Origin of the sequence: Streptomyces sparsogenes subsp. cuspidosporus (genome assembly GCF_039532705.1) — a bacterium.
GTDB lineage: Bacteria > Actinomycetota > Actinomycetes > Streptomycetales > Streptomycetaceae > Streptomyces > Streptomyces sparsogenes.
The window spans coordinates 26756-52476 of sequence record NZ_BAAASD010000029.1 but is presented as its reverse complement, the minus strand read 5'-3'; the positions used below and the strand labels follow the sequence as shown (position 1 = coordinate 52476).

Below are 25721 nucleotides of genomic sequence, written 5' to 3'. Positions count from 1 at the left end.
TTCTTCACTGCCTCGTCATCGCCGCCCGGAGGGCTCCAATGCGCATGCGCGTTGCGCACGCGCGAGGGTGCCCCGGGCGGTGACCTTCTGTCAACTCCGAGAGGGAGACGTCATGGCCGACGACGACGGCCCGAACAACCTGATCCACTTCCCCCGCGTGGGCTACACCGCCCCTGCTGAACCCCCTGCGGAGACCCCCGCCCCGGCCCCCGCTGACGTGCCGTTCGCCGCACCCGCAGACGCCTCCCCGGCCACGCCCGAAGCGTTTGCACCCGCGACGCGAACCGACCCGATGGGCGTCATCGCGGCCCTGCCCGAGCCCGGTCTCGGGACTCCGTTCACCGCTGACTCGGAGCCCGCCGCAGCCCCCGCCGCAGCCCCCGCCGCAGCCCCCGCCGCGGCCCCCGCGACGGCGGGCGCGATGGTCCCGGCGACCTTCCGTTCGGAGGCCGCGCAGCCCGCCGTGCCGCGCCTGGGATCGCTGTCCCTGGCGGCGATCCTCGCGGTGTCCCTGGCGGCCATGCGCGGCATCCACTCCGCCGTCACGGCGGGCCGGGCGAGCCGGAAGCAGCGCGAGGCGGTCGCGAAGACCGCGAGCACCGCCAAGTACGGCTCTCCCGGGGGCGGTTCGAACAAGCAGGTGCAGCCCAGCCACGAGTACGGCCGCAAGATGCTCCAGCGCGGTTCTGGCGGCCTGGGAGGCCGCTCCAGCGGCTCAGGTCCAGGCAGGTCCGGGCGGGGCGGCAGCGGGCCGCACAGCGGCTCGGGAGGCCGGGGGCGCGGCGGGTCGACGACCAGGTCGCCCAGCGGTTCCGGCGCCGGTTCCGGCGGTGGGCGCGGACGCGGTCCGGGCTCCGGCTCGGGCGGCGGAGGTCGCACCACCTCGCCCAACAAGAACATCTCCGGGATCACCCCGCTCAAGCGGAACTCGCAGGGCGGCGGCCACAGCCTCAAGAAGAACCGCGGCCCCGGATCGTCCGGCGGATCGGGCGGTTCGGGAGGCTCCGGGGGCAGCAAGGGCCCGAGCAACGGCGGCGGGGGCGGTAAGAAGAACCGCGGCCCCGGCAGCGGCGGCGGGCTCGGGCCGGCCGGGGGCGGCACGAGTACGAACCGCAAGCGCGGGCCCGGCAGCATCGGGTCCGGGGCCAGCGGTTCGTCCGGTGGTCCGGGCAAGAAGCGCGGACCGGGCTCCGGAACGGGGACCGGCAAGACTACGGGCCCCGGCACCAAGAGCCCCGGCACGGGCACCGGTTCGGGCGGGAAGACCCCGCCCGGCACGACCAGCTCGAAGGGGCCCGGCACCGGGAAGGGAACGGGGACCGGCCCCAAGAGCGGCACGAAGAAGTCGCCGCGCGGTACGACCGGCCCGTCCGGGATCCTGCGCAAGAAGCCCGGCACCACCACCTCCGGCACCGGCCCGAAGACCAAGCCGAAGGGGAAGGGCAGCACCGGCGCGGGCACCACGGCGCCCGGCAGCAAGCGCGGCGGGAAGAAGGGCAAGACCCGCTCCGGCAAGGGCGGCACCGGCCCGGCCTCGGAACCCAAGGCGCCGGGCGGGAAGTCCCGCAAGGGCAAGAAGCTCAAGCTCACGCCCGGCATCGCGCACGGCACCATGGCGGCGTCGGACACGTATGGCTGCCGCTGCCGCAAGTGCCGGCGCTTCGACCGCGAGTACGGCAAGAAGATGGACGCGGCGAGGAAGTCCGCCGCGCGCGGCCGGACCACCTTCGGCGAGGCCGTGTACGAGACCGCTGAGAAGCGGCTCAAGCGCCGCCGCAAGAAGATGGGCCCGCCACTCGTCACGAAGGTCAAGGTCAAGAAGCCGAAGAAGAAGACCGGCCCGAAGACCAAGACCACCAAGTCCGGCAGCACCAAGCCCGACAGTCCCGCCGCGAAGACGCCGACCGGTCCGGCCGCGAAGACCCCGGCCCGCCGCACGCCCTGGTCCACAGCCAAGGAACGGGCCCGCAAGCGCGCCCGGATGCGCACCACCACGGTCCCCGGGCCCCGCCCGGCACCGACGACCGGCGGCACGAGCACACCGCCCCCGCCCTCGGGCCCGCCCGGTCCTCGGGCAGCTGCACCGGCCCCGGCCGCCGCTGCCGCCGGGGCCGTCACCGCCCCGGCCCCGCCGGGCGGCGGCACGGTGCCCGGCACCGGCACGCCGCGCCTGTCGCCGTTCGAAGCGATGGGCATGGCGACGGCGGTGTCCGCTCCGGCTGGTCCGATCACGGTCGAGCGGGCCGACTCCCCCGGGCCCGGCCCGGCGACGTCCGGCACAGGCCTTCCCGCCGGCACCTCGAGCACGAGCACGAAGGAGAACAGCGTGAGTGACGCCTGGCTGACGAAGTGGGGCAGCGGCAGCGTCGCGGACATGGACGCCCAGCACCAGACCGAGGTCACCCTCGACGACACGCTCGACGTCCTGGAGGAGCTCACCGAGCAGTCGTTCAAGGCGCACGAGACCTGCCGCAAGCTCTCCGAGAAGGCGCGGCAGGTCCGGCACGAGCTGGATGAACTCGCCGCCGACCTGCGCTCCACGCACAACGTCATCGGCCGCATGACCGGTGCCGCGATGGCGAAGCTCGCGGAGTCCATGGAGCTGCTGGCCCGCAAGGCCGACGAGATGTCCACCAAGTCCCTGACGGCGGCGGAACTCTCCGAGAGCGCGGAGAACGCGATGTTCGACGCCTACCGGCCCCTCCAGCAGGCCACCGAGGACGCGGGCCTGGCCGTGCCCGCCGCCCGCATCCACAACGAGAACTGAGAGGAGATCACGTGAGCGACAACCTCCCCGCCATCCCGGGCATGAACAACGGCGTCGCCAGCAGCACCGGCAGCGCCAGCAGCGGCAACGGCTTCCTCGCCCTGGCCGGCCGGACCGCCAAGCTCGCGGCCTCCGCCCTCTTCCTCAAGGAGGGCATGCACCTGCTCCGCTCCCACATGCAGGCCAACGCCAACGCGGCCATGCGCCTGTCGGAGATGTGCGACCAGGCCGAAGTCGAGCCCCGGTTCACCTCGATGATCGAGGACACCTCCGCCGCCCTCACCGCGGTCGCGGAGGCGTCCGGGGAGATGGTGAACGCCGCCGACGCCGTCGACACCGACGCCCGCGGCTTCAACAACGCGCACGACCGGGAGTACCGCCCCGGCTACGAAGCCTCCAACGGCTCCGGCGTGAGGCAGGCCAAGCCCGGCTTCTACCGGCGCACCGGCCGCCGCAGCTAGCGCCCCCCCCCCCCCCCCCCACCAGGGGCCGGGCCCGCACGCCGGGCCCGGCCCCTGCTGCCCCCTGCCCTCGAACGGAGGCTGTGTTGAGCACCATCGACCAGGCGGCGCCGGCCGCCGACACCACCAAGCGCGTCCCGGGCCACGTCATCTACCGGCGTGTCCTGGCCGAACGCACCTCCTACGCCCTCGCGGCCGCGGGCATGGCCGTCGGCCCGCAGCTGGACGACAGCGCCTGGTCCTACCTCGCCTCCGGCGGGATCGGCCTGGGCACGCTCGCCTGGCTGTACGCCAAGACCAAGGACCCCGACCAAGGCCTGAGCGTCCTCACGCGGGCGCAGCGGGCGATCCCGTTCCTGACGGCCGCCGGCACCTACGTGGCGAACCTGATCACCCCCGGCTTCAACTGGTGGGAGGTCGTCGCCCCGGCCGCGTGGGCGTCCCTGATGGGCTGGATGGCGCCGCTCACCCGCAGCGCCGGCCTGGTCCTGGAGTTCACCGAGCACCAGGCGCAGCACGGCGCCGGTCCCGGTGAGCCGCTGACCTACACCGAGTTCCTCGCCGTGAAGTGGCAGCAGGCCACCGGCGACGGCACCCGGCTGGTGTCCATCACCCCGTTCCGCGCCGACCGGCCCGACTTCGAGGCCGTCGTCGTCGCCCAGGCCGGGAAGGCGGTGCCCACCTTCACCGAGGTGCAGCTGGCCGCCGCGTTCGACTTCCCGGTCGGCACCGTGAAGATCCGCCCGATCCAGGGCTCCGGGCCCGGCCGGATGCGGCTGGTCGCCCGCCCCACCACCGAGGACACCGAGGCCACCGCCGAAGGTATCCGCGGCCTGTGGGAGACCGCGGTCGCCGCCCCCGGCAAGGCCGCCCCCGGCGTCGACCTCATCGACTACAGGTCCGAGCCGCACCGCATCGTGCTGCTGGTCGCCTCCCCGCCAGGCAAGGAAATCCACCTGCCCCACACGGCGATCTGCTCCGCCTTCGGCATCGACGACCCCTCCCGCCTCGTCATTGAAACGGATGGAATTCGTATGGGCGTCATCTCCGTCTACAAGACAAACCCGCTGATGAAGGTCCGCAAGGCCACCGTCGAAGACCTGACGATGGACGCCAAGGGCCGCGTCACCATCGGCGTCTGCCACGACGGCAAGCCCGCCCGGATGCGCCTGTGGGATCCCGGGCAGGGCGCCCTGCGCGGCATCACCGCCGGCGTCACCGGCGCGGGCAAGAGTGTGCTGCAGAACCTGATCCTCGCCGCCGAGAAGAGGAGCGGCGTCGTCTCCTGGGTCGGCGACGTCCAGGGCGGCATGAGCCTCCCGGAGGCGGAAGACCGGGTCGACTGGTTCGCCAAGGGCCCGGTGGAGACGCTCCTGATGCTCACGGCCGCGCACGCGGTCATGAAGTACCGCGAGCGGATCTCCAACGAGATGGGCCGCGGCGACTTCGCCCTCAACAAGCCGTGGCCGCTCATCAACATCACGCTGGACGAGATCAACCGGCTGCTCTCCCACCCGGACGAAGCGATGCGCAAGGCCACCGCCTACCTCATCGCCGACATCCAGAAGACCGGCCGCAAGGTCGGCATCGGCATCCGGCTCGCCGTGCAGTCCCTGCACCTCAAGGACCTCGGCGACGACGACGCGATCCGCCAGCAGGGCAAAGTCGGCGCGCTGTTCCTCATGCGCACCGCCTCCTCCTCCACCAAGGAGATGGGCCTGGACGGCATCGCCCCGGCCGGTTTCCAGATGGAGAACATCCCCGCCCGGATCTACGAGAACGGGCAGATCGAGGCGCTGTTCTCCGGCAAGGACGACGAGGACGGCGAGTCCACCGCGGGCATGGCGTACATGTTCCTCGACGGCCGGGCGAAGTTCATGCGCACCTTCTTCGCGGAGAAGGTCGACGGCGTCTACCCCGACCTGATCACCCTGTACGGCGACGAGCCGCCCACCGGGCTGACCGAGGGCGAGGCCAAGGCCGCGCAGGCCGGGGCCGCAATCTACGGCGTGCGGCACACCAACCCCTACGCCGACTGCGACACCCTCGCCCAGGCGTTCTCCGACGCCCCGGGCAGCACCCCGGCGGCCGGCACCCCGGCCCCGGACGCCGACGGCGGAGACGGCGATGAGGCGCCCGCCCCGTTCGAGGCGCCGTTCGGCATTCCGTTCGGCGACGGCGGCCCCGAGATCGGGGAGGAGCCCGGCCTCCAGGACCAGATCCTCGACCTGCTCGCCGACGGGCCCAAGAGCCTCAAGCAGCTGCGCGAGGCCCTGCCCAGCTTCCAGCCCTCCAGCGTCAGCAACGCCTGCACCCAGCTCAAAGCGAAGGGCCTGGCCAAGTCGCTCAAGCGCGGCCACTGGCAGCTCGCCGACAACTGACCCGCACCCACCACCCACTCACCGAAGGAACCGATACCCATGGCCCTGTCGATCTCCCTGGTCCTCCTGCTCGGCATCATCACCGTCATCCTGGTGCGCACCGGCTACCAGCGGGTCATGCCGGGCGTCGCCGTCTGCCTGTTCGGCTTCTTCCTCGCCGGCACCGGCATCGCCCCCACCATCACCAGCGCCGTGTCCTCCCTCACCGGTTGGATCAGCAGCCTCTGACCATCCCGATCACGTCCCACCGAACGAGGAGAACCCGACGATGAACCGCCCCCTGGTCCTGGTGGTCGACGACGCCACCGACGTCCTCGCGGCCAGCCCCGAGGCCCGCGCCCTGGTCGACGAGCTGCTGCGCACCGCCCGCCAGGGCGGCCTGGTGGTCCGCTCCCACAGCCGCCGGCCGCTGCAGTACCCGACGCCGCACGCCCTCGAGGCCGCCGCCGACCAGCAGTAGCCCCCCGCTCCCCCACCTCCCTGCGCCCTCCCCGCCACCACGGCGGGGAGGGCGCCCGCGTCTGCCCCTGAAACGGAGATCACCGTGGACTTCGACCACATCACCCGCCCGCTCACCGACGACGAAGCCAAGGCCGAAGCCGAGCGGATCATCGCTCGGGCCTACCAGCCCGAGATGCCGCCCGTGCGGCACATCCCGACGTCGTTCCGCGACGACACCCCGCTACCCGCGTACGGCGACACCCCGCCCGTCCCTCAGGACGACAAGCGGATCGTCCCGGCCTGGGCGGCAGGGATCGCCGTCGCCTCCATCGGTGTCGGCGCCGGCATCACCGGCGTGGGCTGTGGGGCCTGGCTGGTCCTCCAGGGCCTGGCCTCCGTCACGCTCTACGGCGTCCTCATGGTCACCCTGCCGTTCGCCGGCGCTGCCATGGTCGCCACCGCGATCGGCGGCGCGATCAGCAAGGCCCGCAAGTCCGTGTCGAAGACGTACTACGAGGGCCCGGTCGTGCAGAACACGCAGATCACCAACACCAGCAACCAGCGCGGGATGTTCTCCCGCACCCGCAACGACGTCCGCTGAACCGGGCGCTCTGCCTCGTATCCGAACACCTCGCCCGCGGGCCGGGGCTTCGGGTGCGGGACAGGCCGTCCGGCCTCACGATCAGTCGTAGTTGATCCAGATCCGGCCGTCGCCGTCGACCTCGGCACCCCGGATCTGCCCATCGACGATCGCGCCGTTGATCGTCACCTCGACGTCATAGTCCACGTCGATCCACAGCACGCCGTCGTCGTCGGTGAACGCGGGCCAGATCTGCCCGTCCGTGTCCACGACCTCTTCGAAGACGACTTCCTCCGGCTCATCGCGGGTGAACCACCCCATCGCAGCCGCCTCCCTCTCTCCTGGGCCCGTCGCTCACAGCTTGGCCCACTCGCACGCTCCGTGAACACCACATCGACAACAAGGAGTTGCCCCGTGCAGTCCAACGACAACACTCACCAGGACCGCCAGGAGCTCGCCTACCTCCCCGTGCCTATCCCGAAGGCACCGGCCAAGCAGCGCCGCCTCGCCGCGCTGCGCGAGGGACTGCGCGACTGGTGGAACCGGGCCTGGGACGCCGACGGCGTCCTGCACGAGATGTGGGACGACGTCCTCAGCGCCCCCGAGGACGGCTTCCGGTACATGGCGCCCTGGATCCGCACCGTGCTGATGACGGCCGGACTTGCCTTCGTCGTGCTGATGGCCAAGGCCGCCGGCGAAGTCGTCCTCCAGGCCCTGCGCCAGATCCTCACCGCCGTGCCCAAGGTGCAGGTCGGCGTCGACACCTCCAGCGGCGTGGCGGCCGTCGTCGACCAGCCGGTGCGCACATACATCGCGCAGCACTCCACCGGCCTCCCGGTCGCGGCCTCCACCGTCTACACGCTGTGGCTGCTCACCGGCATCACCGGCCTGGTCCTCGGCTACCTCTTCCGGAACAACGGCGTGCGCGTGATGTGGACCGTGTGGGGCGCGGCCACCGTGGTCATGGTCTGGACGGCCACCCCGCAGGCCAGCCGCCCCGTCGCCGCCGGACTCGCTGTCCTCGCCTGGACGTTCCTGTCCGCGTTCGCGATGCGCGGCCTGACCCTGCGCCGCCGCATCGTCGCCGGGCGCCCGGCCAAGGTCACCGTCAAGCCCGAGATCCACGTTCCCGTGCAGCCCCCGGCCCCGGCCGCCGAACAGCACCCGCACAGCGGCTGCCCGTTCCGGGACTGACCTCCGGTCGCTCCGCCTGGTCCTCGCCCACCCCGCCCCCGGGGTGGGCGAGGGCTGGACAGGCCGACCGGCCGCCTCGCACCGCGCCCCCGCCGACACCAGCACGACGTCGGCGGGGCGCGGTGCCTGCTGTCCACCGACATCAGGAGGAACCGCTCGTGCTCATCCCCCGCCCGCGTCGCCGGATCGGCCGGCCCCGCCCGCAGCGCCCCGGCCCCCGTTACCCGCAGCGCCCCTACCAGTTCCCCGGCGCCTGGAGCAGGTGATGGCCGACCAGGACCAGGACCTGGTCGACGTCGACCCGTACGACCCCGGCGACGGCTCCTTACCGGTCTTCCGGTGGAAGCAGGCCGGGCGCGCCAACCTCGCCACCCGCCGCCAGCTGCGGGAGATGGGACTGCGTCCCGGCGGCCAGGAGCCCGTCGCCCGGATCGAATGCCGTGGCCGCAAGCGCTTCGCGTGGCTGTACCGGATCGACCTGGCGAAGCCGAAGCTCCCGATGACCCTCGCGAAGGAAGCCGCGCTCGACAAGGCGATGGCAGCACGCCAGACGTGCCCTGGCCCCTGCGGCCGGCGCTACTTCCACTGCCTCCCGCTCAAGACCTTGGGGTCCTGTCTGGAGTGCTTCGACGGCACGCCCGCCGACCCCGCCTCCTACATCGCTCCCCCGGCCAAGCACCTGCTGGCCGCCTGATCCGAGAGGACCACCGCCCATGAGCACCGCCCCCCTCGCCGCCTTCACCGAGCCCGACCGCCCGAAGGATCTGCTGATCCGGTTCATCACGGTCGGCGGCAGCTACGTGGACGTCACCGGCCCCGGCGAGCACTCGGACAAGAACCGCTGGAAGTGCCACGGCTGCGGGGACTCCTCCAACCGACCCGAGGAGGAGTTCCTGTTCTGCATCCGGCCGGACGCCAACACTCACGCCGCTAACTGCCGCGCCATCCCGCTGCGGTGACCGCCCGCCACCTGCGCCGTGCCCTGCTGCTCACCGTCGCCGTGCAGGCCGCCGGACGGATCGAGCCGGACCGCGACGGGGAGATGTCGTGCCCGCTGCACGAGGCCGCCACGCTCATCACCGACAACGCCGGCCTGCAGACCTACTACGCCACCCGTGCTCTTGACCCGCAGGGAGAATCCGCATGAAGCCCTTCCGCTTGGACAACGCGCTGCCCGTCGACACGACGATCCCCGACCCGTCGCTGGTGGTCCTGATCGGCGCGGCCGGATCGGGCAAGTCGACGTGGGCGCGGACCTGGGCCGCCACGCAGGTCCTGGAGCTCGACAGGTTCAGGGCCCTGGTCAGTGACGACGCCGGGTGCCAGGAGGCAACCGAGGACGCCGTGTTCGCGCTCCAGGCCGTCCTCGAGGCGCGTCTCGCCCGCCGGAAGATGACGGTGGTCGACGCAACGAATTGCGAGCAGGCCGTGCGCGCCAGCCTGATCAGCACCGCCCGCCACCACGGCGTGCCCACGGTAGCGCTGGTCGTGCCCACCCCGGCCTCCGTGTGCGTCGAACGCCAGAAAGGCCGGCCCGCGAACCGGCGCGTCCCCGAGCGCGCAGTCCTCGCGCAGCACGCCGCCATGGTCGCTGCCTGGCCCGGCCTGCCCGCCGAAGGGTTCGACCACGTTGTCATCGCGGAGAACCTGCACCGCCTTCAGGCGCTGCTCCGGCCGCTCAGCGACGCCCGGCGCGCGGAACTGGGCTGGGACGGCGGCGAGGGTCTGGGCGACCTGCTGCTGGTGCGCCGCTACTTCGGCCCGGAGATCCTGCCGATGTGGCGCTGGCGCGACGGCTCGCAGCTCGCCGGCGGCGACCGCGTCGCGGAGATCCGACTCGGAGCCGACCGCATCGTCCTCGCTCTGCGGACCGACGTCGACGGAGCGGGCGACATCGGCTTCGAGGTCCTGGTGGGCTGCGCGGCCGACGACGAATGCGAGGGCCAGGCTTGGGCGCCGGTCTACAACGTCACCGACCTCCTGCGCGCCCTGACCGGCGAGCTGATGCACGACCCGGACGTGCGCTGCACCGTCCACGGCGGCGCCGACGACATCGACCAGGAGGCCGACGACCACGACGACCTCCAGGACGACGACCCCGAGGGCCGCGCCGACCTGGAAGCGCAGTTCGCGGACGCGGTCCGCGCGTGAGCCGCGCCACCGGCGGGCCACACCCGCACCCGCTCACCCCGGCTGACCTCCCGGCCGGGGCCGAGTGGTGGCACGGGTGCCCGGACTGCCACCTGCCCATCCAGGGCGGGGGCGCCGGCCTCGCCGCCCACCGCCACACCGTCCACAACCCCCGCCGCGACTACGGCGACCGCCGCATCCCCATCACGATCCGGCTCGACTTCTGACAGGAGACCGCTCATGGCCGTCCAGACCAGGAACGACACCTTCGCCGCGCTCCGCGACTGCTTCGCCACCGACCTCGCCGCCCTCATCGGCGACCAGGCGCAGCGCGACGCCACCCCGAACGCCTTCATCGACCTGGTCGAAGAGGTCCGCGACGTCCTGGCCGCGTCGAGCAACGGCGCCTGGCAGGACGCCAGCGAGGAACTGGACCGCGCGGCCTGCTACCTCGCCGACGCGCTGACCGGCGTGGACGGCGACCAGCGCTCGCTGCTGGCCCGGGCGCGCACCCACCTGCGCGACGGCATCGAGACGGCCAGCTGATCCCCGCACCGAGTTGAGCGCACTCTGTGCCGCCCCGGACCCGCACCCGCGGGCCGGGGCGGTCGCAGTGTCCCCTCAACCCACGGAAGCGAGAGGAGATGGACGTCATGCCCCTGCCCTACTTCGAGGTCGACGTCCCGATACACCGCACCGGTCAGCCTGGCCTGAGCGGTGTGCACGTCTTCACCGGCCGCGCCGAAAGCCGCAGCGCCGCCGTACGGATCGCACACGAGGTCTACGACGCGGCACGCGCCGCGCGTGCGGCCGGACTCGAGATCCCCCACGACCGGCCGGACGGCTGGGGAGCCTGCGGCTACCGGCCCGGCTGGGAGCTCGACTGGCCCGCCGCGACCGTCGGTCGCTGGAACGACCCCTACAGCTGGACTCGCGCCGACGACGGCGACTTCGAGCTGTAGCTACGCCCCGGGACAGCCGCTCTGCTTGGCGGCTTCGTCGGCTGCCCCGGGCCCACCCAACCCGTACGAGACGAGAGGGAGATCCCCAGTATGGACTCCGTCCTGCGCGCACAGGCCCACTTCGGGCAGCGTGCACTCTTACTGACCACCGCAGCCGTCCCGCTGACCGGCTGGACCGTCCACGCCATCGCCCTGCACCGGCGCCTGGCGGCCGCGAAGAAGGACCCGCTGACCGGGCTGCTGCGCCGCGACGCGTACACCGCCCGCGCCCGGCAGATCCTGGCCCGCCACGGCGACAACGTGGCCGTGGTCCTGGTCGACGCCGACCACTTCAAGGACATCAACGACACCCTCGGGCACCCGGCCGGGGACGCCGTCCTCGCCGCGTTCGGCACCCGGCTCACCGCCTGGGCAGGCCGCAGCGCGTCCGTCGGCCGGCTGGGCGGTGACGAGTTCGCCGTCGTGCTGCCGATGTCCCCGGGCCGCCGCGAGGCCCGCCTCGCGACGCTGGTGAGGATGCTGCGCACGCCGGTCGTCCTGGACGACGGCCGCACCGTCGACGTCGCCGCCTCGGTCGGCGCCGCGACCCCGGACGTGATCGGCTCCCGCGACTTGTCCCTGCTGCAGAGGGCAGCCGATGCAGCCCTCTACGACGGCAAGCACTCCGGCCGCGCGCACCTCGCCACCAAGGAGCACACCACGGTGGCGTCTATCAACGGCCGACGCGAGGGCCGCCCGGGCACGAGCCTGTGGGGGCGAGCCGCATGAGCCTGGACACCCTGCCCGAGGGCGACTGGATCCGCGGCATCACGATCCGCCAGCCCTGGGCGACCTGCATCCTCGCCGGGAAGAACCCGGAGAACAGGCCCGTGCACTGGCCGTGGCAGGGCTGGATCCTCATCCACGCCGGAAAGAAGAAGCCGGAGCCCGCAGTGCTGCGCGACCCGCTGGTCGCCACCGCGATCCGCGGCCGCGAACTGCACCTGGGCGCGGTCATCGGCGTCGCCCGCCTCACCGGCTGCCACTTGGACCAGGGTCCCAAGAAGTGCACCAGCCCGTGGGCGGAGCGCGGCGCGCACCACCTGGTCCTCGAGGACGTCCAGGAGCTCGCCCTGCCCGTGCCCGCCACGGGCGCGCTTTCGGCCTGGAAGCCGACGCCGGATCTGCTGGCGCAGGTGTTCCAGCAGCTGCCCGACTTCCGGCCGTGACCCGCACCCGAGACAAGAAGCCGCTGTTCGAGCCGGGCTGCGTCCCGGCTCCCGGCGCTCTCCTCGAATGGCGCGACAGCCAGCACTTCGACCACTGGCATGACCGCCCCTGCATGCTGTGCGACAAGCCCACGCCCATGCGCTCCCACTACGGCGAGCCCGTGCACAAGGCGTGCGCTGAGGACTGGATCGCCGCGAACCCCGTTGAGGCCCGCCTCGGCAGGTTCGCCTCCGACATCCAGGCCAAACGCCGGCGCGACGACGACCACGCCTGAACCCTCCACCTGGAGGCCCCATGAGCAACACCCAACGCGACGTCGACCACGCCCTCGCCTACCCCGAGCCGCCCGCCTCCCCGCTGTGGCACCGCCACGGCGCGAAGGCCCGGCCGCTCACGGCGGCCCAGCAGAAGCGCAACCGCGAGCTGCTGGACGTCGCCCTGCGCAAGCCCCGCACCAGGACCGCGTAGGAGGGCCGCTCCACCACCCACATCCGCAACCACTGACTACCGGGCTTCCGCGCTTCACGCCCCCAGCAAGCCAGCTAGCCGGGGCGTGGGGTGCGGTGGCCGGACAGACCGGCGCTCCACCACCGCCATCCCGAGCAGGAGGAATCCCGACCATGACCCCGTCCCGAGCAGCCCGTACCGCTGCCGTCCTGGCCATCACCGACCACGTTCACACCTGGGCCGACTACTGGGGCCAGAAGGACACCGACGCCAAGGCGAAGGGGTTGGCGGGCGCCGAGGGCCGGGCCGCGTGCGCCCGGCACGTCGCCAACCACACCGCCCACCTGGCCGCCGCCCTGGTGGCCGCCAACGGGCTCCTGGGCCTCCGCCTCCGCCCGGCCCGGCTGGCCGCCGGGCTGGCCCTGGCGGCCGCCACCCACTACGTGGCCGACCGGTCCGCCGGCCACTGGGCGGACCCCGAGCCCTCGACCTACCTCGTCCGCCTGGCCCACAAGCGCGGCAAGCAGGGGTGGGTGCAGGCCGACCCGGGCGCCGGGCCGCACCTGGACCAGGCGTGGCACCGCGCCTGGCACCTGCTCGCCGCCGCCGTCATCGCCCGCTGACCACTCACCAACCGACCACGACAGGAGACCGTCATGGAACCCCAGATCAACGCCCGCGAAGCGGCCCGCCAGCAGGCCGAGGACGCCGTCGAGGAGGCGCGGCAGGCAGTCAGGGACACCGAGACCATGGGCGACAGGATCGCCGCCGTCTCCCGGCTGTTCACCGCCAAGCGGGCCGCCGAGCGCGCCGCGAAAGAGAGCTGACATGGGTGTGTGGCGATGGGAGACCCCGCGCGGGACTGAGATCACTGCGCCGGACCCCGGCCCGGTGAACCCGGCCGGTAGCGCCCCCGGGGTGTGGGGACGGCTCGGAAAGCGTCCCCCGGACAACCCGGCCGGAGGTAACAGCCCCCGCCGTATGCGTAAGCCCAAGGCGTCCTGACCTCTCCCGGCCGACCACCCCGCCGACCGCGTCAACGGTGGTGATGGGTGGTGGCTACGCCCACCGCTCCGTCCCGCATCGTCCTGGAGCGGTTCCCTGCCGGAGGCCCCCGCGGCTCTTGGCCGGCGGAAGGGTACGCCCCCGCCCAGCGCACCCAAGGGCGGCCGGACGCCCGGGTCGTGATGGACCTCGGCAGCGACCAGCTCCTCATAACCACCGACCCCACCACTCACTGAGAGGTACAGATGACCGACACCGACATGTCCGAGACCATCCACTACACCGCCGACGTGGTGGCCCTCACGCCCGGCGGCGACGTCCTGCTGATCGAACGCGATTGGCCGCCGTACAAGGGCGCCTGGGCATTGCCCGGTGGGCGTGTCAACCACGGCGAGACGAGCCGCGTCGCGGCTGCCCGCGAGCTGAAGGAGGAGACCGGCGTCCATGTGGCCGCCGCCGACCTGCGCCAGATCGGCGTCTGGGACTCCCCCGAGCGCGACCCGCGTGGCCGGTACGTCACCGTCGCGTACGCGGCTGTCGTCCCCGCAGGCACCCGGGTCATCGCCGGAGACGACGCCCGCACCGCCCGCTGGTGGCCCCTGGACGACCTGCCGGAACACCTGGCGTTTGACCACGCCGACATCCTCAGCGCGGCCACGGCCTCCTGAGACACCACCACGCAACGCCGAAGCGCCGCGCGCCGACCGGAAGGCCGGCGCGCGGCGCTTCGGCGTTCCCTCTCGGCACAGGAGGTCCCCTTCGTGTTAACCACCCTGGTCACCGCCGCCCTCACCATCGTCGCCACCCTGCTGGGCGCGATCGTGTCCGGCCGATTCCAGGAGCGCGCCGCCGAACGGCAGGTGCGCGTCACCCATGGCGAGACGATCCGCCGCGACCGCCTGGAGGCCGTCACCGCGCTGGCGTGCGCCGCCAGCGACCACCGCCGGGCCCTCTGGATGCGCGGCGACGCCGTCCTCAAGGGCGCCAGCGCCGACCGGATTGAGACGCTGCGCGGCGAGAGTCACACGACCCGCAGCGCGGTCACCCGCCCGCTGGTCGCCCTGCACGTCCTCATCGAGGACCCGAACGTCCGCGACGCCGCCGACCGCATGATCACGCTGACCTACGCGATCCGGCAGGCGGTCCCCACCGCCGCGGCCGGCACGGATCGTGAGACGGCCAAGCAGCGGCTCACCGAGGCCCGGGAGGCCGCGAAGGTCGCCCACGACGACTTCGTGAACACCGCCGCCCGCTATCTGAGCCTGGCCATGCCGACGTCCACCCCGCACCCCGCCCCCGAGGAGCCGACCCGATGAAGCTTCCCTTCTTCCGCCGCTGCGGTCACGCCCCCGGCGCCCTCACCCCCGAGGACCAGGCCGTCGTCGACCAGTTCCGCGCGACGCTCACCGCCGTACGCGACCCGCAGCCCTGGACGCCTGGCCACTCCCAGGACATCGCCGTGCGCATCGGCCCGTTCATCGAGCGCGCCCACCCCCGGCCCGGGGACGACCACGGCCCCGAGATGATCGCCGTGGCCCTGGTCCATCCCGACACCCCACACGCTGCGGCCTACCTTCACGGCCGCCAGCTCGGCTACACCGACCGAGGCTGGCTGCGCTGCGAGACGACCGCGATCCTCGGCACCTGGCAGCCCGCCTACCGGATGCTCACCCACGCTGCAGCGGGCCTGGACCTCCCGGACGACGTCGGGCTGCAGCCGGCTCACTACGCCGTTCACGTCAGCCGGCCCGACTGTCCCCTGGTGAGGCTCGGCCCGTACAACCAGTGCACCGCAGCTGAGTCCGCCGCCGTACACATCAACGAGCACTTGAAGAGAGGCGGCCTGCCCGGCGAGGCCACGGTGGCCCCGCTCGACTTCGGTGCCGTGAATGCCTACCACGACCCGAACCACCAGTGCCTCGACGACCTCTTGGTCAGGAACCTGCGAGCTGCATCGCACCGCGACGTCCGCACGCCCTGACTTATGGGTACGAGAAGGCCCTGCCCTTGCGCTTTCGTCGCAAGGGCAGGGCCTTCTTTGCGTTACGAGCGGAAGATGCTCTCGGGATGATGCCGGGTGATCCACGCCAGGCGATCGCACAGTGGTTCCGACGCTGATCCCCGCCGCAAATCGCTAATTCCTGATTGCGATCAATGGAGCTACTGAACTTGAACTCGTGATGTCGGCTGTGTCGCGGAGCCCGTTGGGCGCTGGTCGTTTGGGATCAAGAGCCTGTCCGCAACCAGTGACGCGCGGCGGCCAGTGTCACTTCGATGTCGTCGCTCCATGAACAGACCTCCAGCCAGGACAGGTAGCCGCCCTGGGTGAAGACCAGGACCTCACCAGGGCACTCGCCGGCTTCGGGTGACGAGCTGCACTTCGGCCGCCACGACCGTGCTGGGGCCGGTGGGTGCAGGGTCCACCTTGCTGGTGTCGAGCTCGAAGTAGGTGGTGCCACATCCACATGTGCAGCGCGCTCGCACGCGGAGGTGCGGAATCTGTCTTTGGAGCCTGATATGAACCGGGGTTTCTCTGTTCAGGACTGCCGCAAGCACGTCGGCTACGTCGGCAGGCAGGCTCTCGTTCATCTCGTCACCGTATCTGACCAGCGACTTTAGACTCTGACCGTGCAGGCCCTATAGCCGTTCGGCCGGCTGCGTATTCAGCTTCCAGCGCCAGGCCGGTGCCAGCGAGGCAGCCGTCGATGACCTCCGGTCGGTACTGCAGCATTTTGAGCTTGCGCTTGACGGCTCGGGTGATCTGGCTGAGGTCGGCTGCGGCGAGGTTGCCGATGTCGCGCTTGACCAGAGACCAGATGCCCTCCTGCGGGTTTAAGTCTGGTGAATGGCTCGGAAGTTGGACAACGGTGAGCCAGTCGACGTGGGCGGCGATGAACTCGCACAGTGGCTCGACCAGGTGCATGCGCAGGTTGTCCCACGCGAGCACGATCGGGCCGCCGATCTGGATGTGCGCTCTGACCAGCAGGTTGCGCAGGTCGCGCCAGCCGATGCCCTTCGGCTCGCCCTTGCGGCCCCGGTACTCGCGGACCGAGTGGAACATCCGGCCGAAAGCAGGGAAGCCCTGTTGACTGCGGTCGCCTCAGCCGGCCAACCTCATCCTGAGACGATCATTAGTCGCGAACAGCACACCGGCCGTGGACGACGAGTTTCGGCTCACGCATGCAGGAGGTCGGCGCAGCCGTCTCAGTCACCGCCTCCCCACTGCAGGCAGAACGCGGCATGCTGAGGCACTCGTATCGGCAGCTGATGCTGACCGTGCAACGACCTCGAGGCTCCCGTGGCGCGGGAACTATCACGCCGTGATAGTTCCCGCGACTGAATCCGCGCCGACCGGCGCAGAGACGGGTTTATTGTCCTGTCTCTCTCAATCGAGTCGTTTTCTCAGTGAACCGCGTCGTTCGGGCTTCTGTCTCAGCGAACCTAGTCGCGCGACTGAGGGGGCTGGGGGTGCTGGATGGCTGTACCGACTGGGGTGGATTCTGGAGGGGCTGTCCCAAGTGGGGGCCTCAGTCGCTATGGGCGACTGGCTCGGGGTCGGCGTCGAGCGCATCGAGCACTGCGTCGCCGTTCGCCCTCGCCCACTCGGTCAGCATGTGGATCGGATCGATCAGTGTCGCCCCGAGCGGGGTGAGCTCGTACTCGACGCGGGGCGGCACCTCGGCGTAGGCGTGGCGGCGGATGAGTCCGTGCGCCTCGAGCCGTCGGAGCGTCTGGGTGAGCATCTTGCGGGAGATGCCGCCGATCAGCTCGATCAGCTGGCCATGTCGCACCGGGCCCCTGCTGAGGCCGTAGAGCACGACCACCGTCCACTTGTCGGCGATCAGCTCGACCGCAAGACGCGCCGGACAGTCGGCGAGAAAGGAATCCCCGGGACCGAAACCGCTCATGGCACCAAAGGTACCTGCGCCGAAGGTACCTGCTGGTTCCTATCGGAAACCTAGCCTGGGTTCTCTCCCCCTCCCAAAGCTTAGGAGAGTCATGCGAGTCATCACCCAGCAGACGCTCGGCGGTCCCGAGGTGCTCACCATCGTGGACGCGCCCGAACCCCAGCCCCTCCCGACCGAGGTTCTCGTCCGCGTCAAGGCAATCGGGCTGAACCCGCTGGAGGCGCGCCTGCGCGCCGGCGAGTTCCCGCTGATCGGCCAGCCGCCGTTCATCCTCGGCTGGGACATCAGCGGCGTGGTCGAGGAGGCACCGCAGACGTGGCGGTTCAGGCCCGGCGACGAGGTGTTCGGGATGCCGCTGTTCCCGCGGGCGGCGAGCGCGTACGCCGAGCTCGTGTCGGCGCCCGCGTTGCACCTGGTGCGCAAGCCGGCCTCGCTCTCGCACGTCGAGGCCTCCGCGCTTCCGGCCGTCGGGTTGACAGCGTGGCAGGGCCTCGTCGACCTCGCCGGCGTCGGCAAGGGCGACCGCGTCCTGGTCCACGGCGGTGGCGGCGGGGTCGGCCACGTCGCGATCCAGATCGCGAAAGCCCTCGGCGCGCACGTGATCACGACCGCCAGCGGGAGCAAACGGAAGTTCGTCGAGGGGCTCGGCGCCGATGAAGTGATCGACTACACGGCGGTCGACTTCACCGACGCGGTCCGCGACATCGATGTCGTGCTCGACACGATCGGCGGTGACACCGTCGAGCGGTCCCTTGGGGTGCTCCGCCCTGGCGGTCACCTGGTGACGGCAACCGCCGAGGACGACCTGGAGCTCATCGCCAAGTACGAGGCGGCGGGTATGCGCTTCAGCGGTATCGTGGTCGACCCCGACCGGGTCGCCCTGCGTGGTCTCGTCGGCCTCGTCGAACAGGGAAAGCTCCGGGTCCACGTGCAGGAGACGTTCCCGTTCGAGCGCGTCGCCGACGCGCACCGGCTGCTCGACGGCGGTCACCTCCAGGGCAAGCTCGTCCTCACCGTCTGATCCCGTCATGGGGCCTCACGTAAGCGAGGTCCCACTGAGATGTCCTCTGAGTCCCCCCGGGCCGGCTCCGGCCTTTCGTCTCAACGAACCGAGTCGATCTGTCTCATCCAACTCAGTCCACGCAGGTCACCGTCATGCGGACGCCTAACTTCATTGAGGCAGGACCAATTATCACGGCGTGATAGTCGAAGCACCCGTACCTAGGTAACGTGTCGATGCCTGAACGGATCGCGTTCGTTAGTAAGGTGTCCTTCATGGCTTCCCCCGCTTCTGCTGGCGACCGCGAGAAGGTCGTCTCCAAACTTCCCGGCTGGCTGAGGCAGGACCTCAAAGTCCGCACAGCGCAACTGGGCATCGAAATCCAGGCTGCCGTCACACAAGGCATCACCGACTGGTGCAGCCTCGCCGCCACCCCAACCGCCGTCGACACATCCGGGGCCGACTCCTTCTCCACCTGGCTCCCTCCAGGCCAGTGGGACACCTTCAAGACCACAGCGGCCGACCGCAAGATCTCCCTCACTCAAGGGCTCGCTCAGGCGGTGCAGCTGTGGCTGCAGAAGAACCCCGCGCCCACCGTGCAGCGCCCGGAGAATCCCCGCCGCATCATCGTCTGCAACCAAAAGGGCGGCGTCGGTAAGACCGCCATCACCGCCGGCGCCGGAGAAGCGATGGCCGAGGACGCCAACGCGTTGCATCCGGTGCGTATCTCCAAGCACTTCGCCGCCGCACTGCTCAAGAACAACGACTCCGAATCCGGGGGCGCCGATGCGGCCCCGTTCGCCATAGAGGATCTTCCCGGCCTTGGCCTGCGCGTGCTCCTCGTGGACTTCGACCCGCAGTGTCACCTCACCCAGCAACTCGACCACGCTCCACTGCCCATGGACGGTGACAGCCTCACCAAGCACATGGCGGGGGAGCCAGGGGGCAAGCTGCGCGACCTGATCGTTCCCATCGAGGACGACCGCTTCGGTGACCGGCTGCACCTGCTCCCCAGCTGCAACGACGCCTTTCTCCTCGACGTCAAACTGGCCGGCGTCAGGGCCCGCGAGGCCGCCCTTGAGCGAGCACTGGCCCCGGTCGAATCCGACTTCGACGTCATCCTGGTCGACTGTCCCCCCAGCCTGGGTCTGAGCATGGATGCCGCCGCGTACTACGGACGTCGCCGCGAGAACGAACCAGCCGGTTCCTCCGGCGCTCTGATCGTCGTCCAGGCAGAAGACAGCTCAGCCGATGCCTACGCCCTGCTCACCACGCAGATAGAGGATCTGCGAGCCGACCTGTCCCTGGACATCGACTACCTCGGCATCGTGGTCAACCACTACGACGCCCGCCGCGGGTACATTGCCACATCGTCCCTGGCCGCATGGATGGACATAAGGGATCCGCGCGTGGTCGGCGTCATCGGCGATCTCAAAGAGCAAAAGGAAGCAGTCCGCGTGAAGCAGCCCCTGCTGGCCTACGCCCCCAAGTCAGATCAGGCGGTCGGCATGCGTGCCCTCGCACGGGAGATCTCATGAGCAGCAAAGCCTCACAGCTTGGAGCAGGTGCCTCTTTCGGCCAGGCCCGTCCCGTCAGTGCCCGTCGAGCCGCCATCAGCGCTGCTACTGCAGTACGCACCGAAGGGGTTCCCGACCCCACGGAACTGCCCGTTGATGTGATCAGTCAGAACCCGGACAATCCTCGGGACCACCTTCGTGACCTTGACGGGCTGACACAAAGCATCCAGGAACTGGGCGTCATCAACGCCATCACCGTAGCCAGCGTCGACGCCTACGTCCGTGAGCGCCCCGACCGGGCCGCAGACCTGGATGAGGGCGCCAAGTGGTTGGTGGTGGACGGCCATCGGCGCCTCGAGGGGGCTCGCCGCGCGGGACTGAAGACCATCAAGGTCCACGTTGACGACGCCCGCGTGGCGACCGACCAGTCCCTGCTCGAGGCGGCTTTCGTCGCGAACTTCCACCGCGACGACATGACCGACCTGGAGCAAGCCCATGCTCTCGAGAGCGTGGTCAAGTTCTACGGCAGCCAGACCAAAGCAGCCCAACGACTCGGGATCTCGCAGGCAACGATCTCCTCCAAGCTGTCCCTCCTGAAGCTCTCCCCCGACCTCCAAGCCGAACTGGCCAGCGGAGAGCGGCAAGTCGAGCATGTACGAAACCTCGGCAAGCTCGACCCGGAGCAACAGAGGGCCGCCGCAGACGCCCGAGCCGCGGCCGCCAAGAAGCGGAACGAACGCAGATCGGCCAACGCCAGTGAGACTGGCACCCCTCCGAAGCCATCCGGCGATTATCACGCCGTGATAAGTGAAGACGCGGAACCCACACGCACCCAGGCCTCCGTCAACGACGCGGCCGGCACCGCATCACAACCGACAGCAGCGCCGGAGGCGGTGGCTGCAGAACTACCCTCACAGCCCGGCAGCCACAAGGCGACACCCGAGACCGCGCATACAGACCAAGTGGACGCGATGCCATGGACTGATGTCCAGGCGCTCGCCTTGCTTATCCGCGATCGTATGACTCCCGCAGCTCAGGCACAGTTGCTGCACCTGCTCCAGAGGCACATTCAGGGGCAGGAAACTCACGTGTGAACGGTAGACCAGCGGGTCCCGCTCTCCCCTAGCGGAGGAGAGCGGGACCTCTATCTGTCTACGGCCCTGGAACGCCAGGTCCCCGACCACGCCGCGCATCACTCCTCTCCCTCGCCCCACTCCAAGCAGCAGGACCACGCCCTGCTGCGACGAACCGCAGACCACGGAAGTCCGGCGCACACATCACGAGCTCAGGCGTCGGCGGGGACCACGCTCTCGTGTGTCTCCCCCACGACGATGAGGACTCCGCGTTCCCCACTCACTGGCAGCGACGCCCGCCGGATCAGCGCTTCCCAACCGTCAGGCCACACCGTGGCAGCATCCCAGCGGATGCCTTCCAACAGCACGCCGTCCAGGTGAGCGTCACGCAGATCAGCTCCGACGAAATCACTGCTGATCTTCTCCACCTCGGCAACAGCCCGTGAGAGATCAACCGCCCGTGTGCTGGCATATTCAAGATCATCATGAAGATCTTGGGCGACTGCTCCAGCTCCCGGAAGGAACCCGGACCCAGCACCGCCGACCGGGATGAGCAAAGGAGCGAACTCTTCATCAACCACCTGGCGCGCTCGTTCCACATCGTAGAACAGCCGCTCTGCCGGGCCAGCGAGACGAACCTCGACTGCTGCGAGATAGTCGGTCCCCGTCAGCACTGCGGGGCGCCGTCGGGGCGCAGGCAGCAAAAGCACGTCCGCGAACCTCGCATCGAGCTGCTCAACTACTTCGCGCGCTTGGCCAGCAGGGTGCGGTGATACATCAAGCATCTCGATCAGTTCCTGCACAAGGCACAACATGGTCTGCAGCGCGTCCACCAGATCCCTGGGCCAGTACTCACGGGCGATACGCATCGCATCGCGGCGATACTTCAGCCTCACCGGCGCCGGGCAGTCGCCCAGCGACCCGCTGTCAGCACGCGGAGCTCCCTGACCGCTCTTCTCCGCCGGCTCGCCATGCCTCTCGGACACCAGCCGGGCAGAGACCGCACGCCCCGCAGCACGGTGGGCAGATGCCAGCAGCCGGTCCAGCGCCAAGTCGGGGTCACGCAGCTCGGGCACGCCTCCCTGCGCCATAAGCCGGTCGTGCACGGCGATGCCGAGCTGCGCATGCGCGGAAGCCAGCAGTGCATCGAGCGTATTGAAGGCGCTCCCATCCGCCGCGTGCACGGGCCAGTTGTCCCTCATCATTCTCCCCTCCGCTCTGTGTGGGCGTGGCCACCCTCCAGGGCGAGCCCCGCCTTCAACGCGGCTCGCGCCCTGGAGAGGTTCTGGCGGACTGCAGCCTGCGAGGTCCCCATCGCACGAGCGCTCTCCTCGGTGGTGAACCCGTCGAGGTGCCAGGCCAAAGCCGCCCGCTGCTTGGCCGGCAACTGCAGCAGCAGAGCGATGACCTGGCGCTCTTCCTCACCGACTTCCACCGCATGGGCGGGCGTCTGCCAGCGCAAAACCCCTGAGGGCTCGGGCGGCTCTGCGCACGCATCCTCCGGTTTGACCTGCTGACGCAGCCACGATCGCGTTGCCACCGTCCGCAGCCACGCCTTTGGGTAGGAGATTGACAAACCGGGGGCGCACATCTGGGTGAAGGCATCCTGCGCAGCATCTTGTGCCTCTGGCCAGGACGCTCCCTGCAGCAGAAGGAAGCGAACCAGAGCGGGGAACTGGTCCTCGTGCAGCTCTTCCGCGAGGACTTTGCCCGGGAGAGCAACCGCGCGGGTATCCAGCGGTTCAGCCACGCTCACCTCAGCGTTGACAGCATCCTCCACCGCAGCCACCCCCGATCTGGGAAGACGCCGCGGCAGCCCACACGGTGCGGCCTTCTGCGGACTCATGTATCGCTCCGCCGAGCGTCGCAGAGCGAACCCGCTCCGTCAGCCCCGCATCCGCGATACGCGCCAGCTCCACCTGTTTCTCCAGCCACCGATGAGCGAACTTCACCGCACCGCTCACCAAGCTGACGAGAACGGACGCCACCGCCCCCACCAACACCGGATCCACTAAGAGTCCCCTCTCATGCCACCCGACCGCGCCTGACGAGCGGTCATCACTACGCCGCAACAGTGGCTTGGAGGGCCTAAGTTGTGACATCTCCCAGGTCAGACAGGACGCAAGCACGTCCTCGAGACTCTGGAAGAGGGGGCTGGCTCCCGGACGGGAACGTGTGCATCACCGAGCGCCTGGTGACGGACGGAGACGAGGCGTCGTCGACAGGAGCGAAGGAGCGCAGCTTCAGTTCACACCAAACATTCGGGACCAACTTGATCGCCGTACCGGCGGGCCGAGCTTCATGTGAAAGGACCGCCTGATCCATCGTTCGGGGCCTTGACCGCTGGCCTCGGTGCGCGGGACGGTCGTCTGCAACTGTGCGCAATCGACTCGGCAGGGGAGGCCGCGATGACGTTACGGTTCGTCGGGATGGACCCGAACACCGGTGGCGAGGGATCACCGACCGTATGGGTGGAGGAGGAGACCGCCGATCTGATCCTGCAGGGTGAGGAGGCCACCGACCTCCTCAACGCTGTCGCTACCACTGAGTGGGTGCCCGGGCACCGGCCAGGGATTCCCGCACATGAGCGGGTGATCCGTATCCCGGCCCACATGGTGCCGATCCTGAGGGAGGCGTGCAATGTCGCTGAACACCGCCACCTTCGCTGAACTGCTGGCCGCAACCCGGCACAGCGCCGTCCATCTGGAGATGCGCGACTCCTACGCGGTGGGCGACGAGCAGGAAGACTTCGAGGAATTCCTGCGCACCGGCGTCGCCGACACCGATCCGTCCCGCTCGTTCTGGCCGCAGTGGGTGCCACTGGTCACCGACGCGGTCACCCGCGGGGTGGTGATGCGCCGCGCGAGGATCGTCTCCGAGCCGGTCACCGATTACATCCGCTACGAGCACGCCATCACCCCCGTGAACCTCCAGGCCGGCGAGGACGTCCGCTGGCTTCCCCGCCGACACGCATCCGACATCGCCCTGCCTGGCAACGACTTCTGGCTCCTGGACGGGCGGATCGTGCAGTTCCACCACTTCACCGGCACAGGCGACTGGGCACACCCGGGCAAGGAACGCACCGACGACCCGGCCGTCGCTGCCCTGTGTGCAGCCGCGTTCGAGAAGGTGTGGGAGCGCGCTATCCCCCACGAGAAATACACCGTCTGACCACGGCACCGACAGCTCATGCCCGCTTCCCCCTCATCCAGCGCCCAGGCCGCCCGCCAAGCACTCGCCCTTCGCCTGGCCCATCTGATCCGGGACGCCCACATCAACGGGCGTGAGCTGTCCACCCGCTGCGGCTGGAACCCCGCCAAGACCTCCCGCATCCTGCACGCGAAAGCCGCGCCCTCCGACGCCGACATCCGCGCCTGGTGTACCGCGTGCGGGGCCGAGGACCAGGCCGACGACCTCATCGCCACCAACCGCGCCGTCGACTCGATGTACATGGAGTGGAGGCGCCTGCACCAGGCGGGCATGCGCCGCGTCCAGCAGGATGTCTTCGCCCGGAACGCCGCGGCCAAGTTGTGCAGGGCCTACACCTCCAACGTGATCCCCGGCTTCTTCCAGACCGTCGCCTATGCCGAGGCCCTGATGCGCGCCATCACCGACTTCCAGGGCACCCCCGACGACATCACCGAGGCGGTCGCCGCCCGCCTGGCCCGCAGCCGCTTCCTCTACGAAGGCGGGCACCACTTCGTCGTCCTGATCGAAGAGTGGGTCCTGCGCTCCCGGATCGGAACCATCCAGACGATGGCCGGCCAGCTGAACCACCTGCTCACCGTCATGCCGCTGCCGTCGGTGTCCCTGGGCGTTATCCCCCTTGGCGCCCCGCGGACCGTGTGGCCGCTGGAGGCCTTCTACCTCTACGACAACCAGCACACCGTGGTCGAAACCCTCACCGCAGTTATCAACGTCCGCCAGCCCCGCGAGATCTCCGACTACGTACGGGCGTTCACGGGTCTGGCGAAGCTGGCCGTCCGCGGCGATGCCGCCCGCGCCCTGATCCGGTCCGCGATTGACGCGCTGGAGTGAACCCGCGCAATCATCCGCAATTTCATTGAGAGCCCTCCCGCGGCCTCCGTAGTGTCGAAAGACACCGACGCCACCCACCACCAGCAGCGGAAGAGGCGGCCCCATGCGTACGCGCACGAGCAACACCGCCGACCCCGCACCGGATAGTCACGGCCGACGGCCCCAGGACGACACGGCGAGCAGCGACGATCACACACCGAAGCCCCCCGCGACCAACACGCATACGGTCCTGTACGACCCCGACGGGATGATCGAGGCGGAGCTTCCCTTCGACCGCGCCCCCCACGAGGCACTCATCATGGCCGTGCTCGCTCGGCGGGACCCGCGCCTCGCACCGCGCGACTACGAGCAGATCGCGCTCCAGCTGACCGGGCACGCCCGGGCGGTCGCAGCCGACGTCCAGCGTCATGCCCACCGGCTGCCGGAAGACGACGGCCGGCGGGTCCTCGCCGAGGTCGTCCTTGCCGAGGCCGAGCAGCTGCTGTCCGCCCCGCAGGAGGGAACAGCCGGGTGTGTGCAGGGCCGTGCCCGGATGGTGCGCGCGCTGTACGAGCGACTCGACCGCCTCGCAGAGGCCTCACCGGCCTCCGCCTGAACTGCCGCACACC

Annotated in this window: 35 protein-coding genes and 1 pseudogene; 31 read left to right on the top strand and 5 right to left on the bottom strand. The window is 70.2% G+C overall.

All coding sequences use genetic code 11. The features are described 5' to 3' along the window. Positions 1-112: 112 nt before the first annotated feature. From ABFY07_RS28215 to ABFY07_RS28190, 6 genes are all read left to right on the top strand, one after another. The gene (locus tag ABFY07_RS28215; RefSeq protein ID WP_346177191.1) at positions 113-2767 is read left to right on the top strand and encodes a hypothetical protein; all 2655 of its coding nucleotides are present in this window, start codon (positions 113-115) and stop codon (positions 2765-2767) included. Between the two features lie 11 nt (positions 2768-2778). After that, positions 2779-3228, top strand: coding sequence for a conjugal transfer protein TraB (locus tag ABFY07_RS28210; protein WP_346177190.1), 450 nt, complete (start codon positions 2779-2781; stop codon positions 3226-3228). Between the two features lie 86 nt (positions 3229-3314). Continuing rightward, positions 3315-5609 (top strand): hypothetical protein, encoded by a 2295-nt coding sequence (locus ABFY07_RS28205; RefSeq protein ID WP_346177189.1) that lies wholly within the window; start codon positions 3315-3317, stop codon positions 5607-5609. 39 nt (positions 5610-5648) lie between these two features. Next, positions 5649-5837, top strand: a complete 189-nt coding sequence (locus tag ABFY07_RS28200; protein WP_346177188.1) for a hypothetical protein — start codon at positions 5649-5651, stop codon at positions 5835-5837. A 40-nt stretch (positions 5838-5877) separates the two neighbouring features. Beyond that, a complete protein-coding gene (locus ABFY07_RS28195; RefSeq protein ID WP_346177187.1) occupies positions 5878-6069 on the top strand; it encodes a hypothetical protein in 192 nt (63 codons plus the stop codon). Between the two features lie 84 nt (positions 6070-6153). Beyond that, positions 6154-6651 (top strand): hypothetical protein, encoded by a 498-nt coding sequence (locus tag ABFY07_RS28190; RefSeq protein ID WP_346177186.1) that lies wholly within the window; start codon positions 6154-6156, stop codon positions 6649-6651. 81 nt (positions 6652-6732) lie between these two features. Here the strand turns inward: ABFY07_RS28190 and ABFY07_RS28185 are convergent, their stop codons facing one another. After that, positions 6733-6951, bottom strand: coding sequence for a hypothetical protein (locus ABFY07_RS28185; RefSeq protein ID WP_346177185.1), 219 nt, complete (start codon positions 6949-6951; stop codon positions 6733-6735). A 93-nt stretch (positions 6952-7044) separates the two neighbouring features. On the opposite strand from ABFY07_RS28185, the gene ABFY07_RS28180 reads away from it, so the two are divergent. The 18 genes from ABFY07_RS28180 (at position 7045) to ABFY07_RS28095 (ending at position 15558) form a co-directional block, all read left to right on the top strand. Next, entirely contained in the window at positions 7045-7824 is a 780-nt protein-coding gene (locus tag ABFY07_RS28180) for a hypothetical protein (RefSeq protein WP_346177184.1), read from the top strand. A gap of 265 nt (positions 7825-8089) precedes the next feature. Beyond that, complete coding sequence (locus ABFY07_RS28175) at positions 8090-8518, top strand: RRQRL motif-containing zinc-binding protein (RefSeq protein ID WP_346177183.1); 429 nt, start codon at positions 8090-8092, stop codon at positions 8516-8518. A gap of 19 nt (positions 8519-8537) precedes the next feature. Then, positions 8538-8783: a hypothetical protein gene (locus tag ABFY07_RS28170; protein ID WP_346177182.1), complete on the top strand. Its 246-nt coding sequence runs from the start codon at positions 8538-8540 to the stop codon at positions 8781-8783. Then, complete coding sequence (locus ABFY07_RS28165; RefSeq protein WP_346177181.1) at positions 8780-8971, top strand: hypothetical protein; 192 nt, start codon at positions 8780-8782, stop codon at positions 8969-8971. The genes ABFY07_RS28170 and ABFY07_RS28165 overlap by 4 nt, the downstream gene beginning before the upstream one ends. Next, complete coding sequence (locus ABFY07_RS28160; RefSeq protein WP_346177180.1) at positions 8968-9975, top strand: AAA family ATPase; 1008 nt, start codon at positions 8968-8970, stop codon at positions 9973-9975. The genes ABFY07_RS28165 and ABFY07_RS28160 overlap by 4 nt, the downstream gene beginning before the upstream one ends. Beyond that, entirely contained in the window at positions 9972-10181 is a 210-nt protein-coding gene (locus tag ABFY07_RS28155) for a hypothetical protein (RefSeq protein ID WP_346177179.1), read from the top strand. Before ABFY07_RS28160 ends, ABFY07_RS28155 begins: the two co-directional genes overlap by 4 nt. A 13-nt stretch (positions 10182-10194) precedes the next feature. Further along, on the top strand, positions 10195-10500 hold the full coding sequence (locus tag ABFY07_RS28150; RefSeq protein WP_346177178.1) for a hypothetical protein: 306 nt from the start codon (positions 10195-10197) through the stop codon (positions 10498-10500). 107 nt (positions 10501-10607) lie between these two features. After that, positions 10608-10916 (top strand): hypothetical protein, encoded by a 309-nt coding sequence (locus ABFY07_RS28145; protein ID WP_346177177.1) that lies wholly within the window; start codon positions 10608-10610, stop codon positions 10914-10916. Positions 10917-11006: 90 nt separating this feature from the next. Continuing rightward, positions 11007-11684: a GGDEF domain-containing protein gene (locus ABFY07_RS28140; RefSeq protein WP_346177176.1), complete on the top strand. Its 678-nt coding sequence runs from the start codon at positions 11007-11009 to the stop codon at positions 11682-11684. Further along, positions 11681-12124: an ASCH domain-containing protein gene (locus ABFY07_RS28135; protein ID WP_346177175.1), complete on the top strand. Its 444-nt coding sequence runs from the start codon at positions 11681-11683 to the stop codon at positions 12122-12124. Before ABFY07_RS28140 ends, ABFY07_RS28135 begins: the two co-directional genes overlap by 4 nt. Then, positions 12121-12399, top strand: coding sequence for a hypothetical protein (locus tag ABFY07_RS28130; protein WP_346177174.1), 279 nt, complete (start codon positions 12121-12123; stop codon positions 12397-12399). Before ABFY07_RS28135 ends, ABFY07_RS28130 begins: the two co-directional genes overlap by 4 nt. 20 nt (positions 12400-12419) lie before the next feature. Further along, complete coding sequence (locus ABFY07_RS28125; RefSeq protein WP_346177173.1) at positions 12420-12593, top strand: hypothetical protein; 174 nt, start codon at positions 12420-12422, stop codon at positions 12591-12593. A gap of 152 nt (positions 12594-12745) precedes the next feature. Then, positions 12746-13195 (top strand): hypothetical protein, encoded by a 450-nt coding sequence (locus tag ABFY07_RS28120; protein WP_346177172.1) that lies wholly within the window; start codon positions 12746-12748, stop codon positions 13193-13195. Between the two features lie 33 nt (positions 13196-13228). After that, entirely contained in the window at positions 13229-13399 is a 171-nt protein-coding gene (locus tag ABFY07_RS28115; RefSeq protein ID WP_346177171.1) for a hypothetical protein, read from the top strand. A 228-nt stretch (positions 13400-13627) separates the two neighbouring features. Further along, positions 13628-13813, top strand: a complete 186-nt coding sequence (locus tag ABFY07_RS28110) for a hypothetical protein (protein WP_346177170.1) — start codon at positions 13628-13630, stop codon at positions 13811-13813. 9 nt (positions 13814-13822) lie between these two features. Next, positions 13823-14245, top strand: coding sequence for an NUDIX domain-containing protein (locus ABFY07_RS28105; protein WP_346177169.1), 423 nt, complete (start codon positions 13823-13825; stop codon positions 14243-14245). A 93-nt stretch (positions 14246-14338) separates the two neighbouring features. After that, entirely contained in the window at positions 14339-14893 is a 555-nt protein-coding gene (locus ABFY07_RS28100; RefSeq protein WP_346177168.1) for a hypothetical protein, read from the top strand. Further along, positions 14890-15558, top strand: coding sequence for a hypothetical protein (locus tag ABFY07_RS28095; protein WP_346177167.1), 669 nt, complete (start codon positions 14890-14892; stop codon positions 15556-15558). Before ABFY07_RS28100 ends, ABFY07_RS28095 begins: the two co-directional genes overlap by 4 nt. Positions 15559-16245: 687 nt before the next feature. Here the strand turns inward: ABFY07_RS28095 and ABFY07_RS28090 are convergent. Both ABFY07_RS28090 and ABFY07_RS28085 read right to left on the bottom strand, forming a co-directional pair. Further along, positions 16246-16641: pseudogene (locus ABFY07_RS28090) on the bottom strand (transposase); the annotation flags it as partial. 463 nt (positions 16642-17104) lie between these two features. Further along, positions 17105-17485: a winged helix-turn-helix transcriptional regulator gene (locus ABFY07_RS28085; RefSeq protein WP_346177165.1), complete on the bottom strand. Its 381-nt coding sequence runs from the start codon at positions 17483-17485 to the stop codon at positions 17105-17107. Between the two features lie 91 nt (positions 17486-17576). Between ABFY07_RS28085 and ABFY07_RS28080 the strand changes: the two genes are divergently transcribed. The 3 genes from ABFY07_RS28080 (at position 17577) to ABFY07_RS28070 (ending at position 21096) form a co-directional block, all read left to right on the top strand. After that, complete coding sequence (locus ABFY07_RS28080; RefSeq protein ID WP_346177164.1) at positions 17577-18506, top strand: NADP-dependent oxidoreductase; 930 nt, start codon at positions 17577-17579, stop codon at positions 18504-18506. Positions 18507-18760: 254 nt separating this feature from the next. After that, a complete protein-coding gene (locus tag ABFY07_RS28075) occupies positions 18761-20023 on the top strand; it encodes a ParA family protein (RefSeq protein WP_346177163.1) in 1263 nt (420 codons plus the stop codon). Then, positions 20020-21096 (top strand): ParB/RepB/Spo0J family partition protein, encoded by a 1077-nt coding sequence (locus ABFY07_RS28070; protein WP_346177162.1) that lies wholly within the window; start codon positions 20020-20022, stop codon positions 21094-21096. The genes ABFY07_RS28075 and ABFY07_RS28070 overlap by 4 nt, the downstream gene beginning before the upstream one ends. A 191-nt stretch (positions 21097-21287) precedes the next feature. On the opposite strand, the gene ABFY07_RS28065 is transcribed toward ABFY07_RS28070, so the two are convergent. Both ABFY07_RS28065 and ABFY07_RS28060 read right to left on the bottom strand, forming a co-directional pair. Then, on the bottom strand, positions 21288-22280 hold the full coding sequence (locus ABFY07_RS28065; RefSeq protein WP_346177161.1) for a hypothetical protein: 993 nt from the start codon (positions 22278-22280) through the stop codon (positions 21288-21290). Further along, the gene (locus ABFY07_RS28060) at positions 22277-22825 is read right to left on the bottom strand and encodes an RNA polymerase sigma factor (RefSeq protein ID WP_346177160.1); all 549 of its coding nucleotides are present in this window, start codon (positions 22823-22825) and stop codon (positions 22277-22279) included. Before ABFY07_RS28060 ends, ABFY07_RS28065 begins: the two co-directional genes overlap by 4 nt. Positions 22826-23483: 658 nt before the next feature. Between ABFY07_RS28060 and ABFY07_RS28055 the strand changes: the two genes are divergently transcribed. The 4 genes from ABFY07_RS28055 (at position 23484) to ABFY07_RS28040 (ending at position 25708) form a co-directional block, all read left to right on the top strand. Further along, complete coding sequence (locus tag ABFY07_RS28055; protein ID WP_346177262.1) at positions 23484-23744, top strand: hypothetical protein; 261 nt, start codon at positions 23484-23486, stop codon at positions 23742-23744. Then, a complete protein-coding gene (locus ABFY07_RS28050) occupies positions 23716-24246 on the top strand; it encodes a DUF6879 family protein (RefSeq protein WP_346177159.1) in 531 nt (176 codons plus the stop codon). The genes ABFY07_RS28055 and ABFY07_RS28050 overlap by 29 nt, the downstream gene beginning before the upstream one ends. Before the next feature lie 18 nt (positions 24247-24264). Then, positions 24265-25113 (top strand): DUF5753 domain-containing protein, encoded by an 849-nt coding sequence (locus ABFY07_RS28045; protein WP_346177158.1) that lies wholly within the window; start codon positions 24265-24267, stop codon positions 25111-25113. 247 nt (positions 25114-25360) lie between these two features. Continuing rightward, on the top strand, positions 25361-25708 hold the full coding sequence (locus ABFY07_RS28040) for a DUF6415 family natural product biosynthesis protein (RefSeq protein ID WP_346177261.1): 348 nt from the start codon (positions 25361-25363) through the stop codon (positions 25706-25708). Positions 25709-25721: the final 13 nt, after the last annotated feature.